The 243-nt window shown below is 69.5% G+C and carries 1 protein-coding gene; it reads right to left on the bottom strand.

Annotated elements, in window-relative coordinates; translation table 11 throughout:
- The coding region (locus PUR61_RS03750) for a hypothetical protein (RefSeq protein ID WP_329875569.1) at window positions 1-243 on the bottom strand (243 nt) is incomplete at both ends.

Here is a 243-nt window from a genome sequence, read left to right as displayed (position 1 = left end):
GGACCGTCCGTCCTTCAACCGTGACCGTGACGACCGCGGTGGCCGCTCCGGTGGCTTCAACCGTGACCGTGACGACCGTGGCGGCTTCAACCGCGACCGTGGGGACCGTCCGTCCTTCAACCGTGACCGTGACGACCGCGGTGGCCGCTCCGGTGGCTTCAACCGTGACCGTGACGACCGTGGCGGCTTCAACCGCGACCGTGGGGACCGTCCGTCCTTCAACCGTGACCGTGACGACCGCGG

Origin of the sequence: Streptomyces sp. BE20 (genome assembly GCF_036322525.1) — a bacterium.
Lineage (GTDB): Bacteria > Actinomycetota > Actinomycetes > Streptomycetales > Streptomycetaceae > Kitasatospora.
This window is presented reverse-complemented; position numbering and strand designations above follow the sequence as displayed.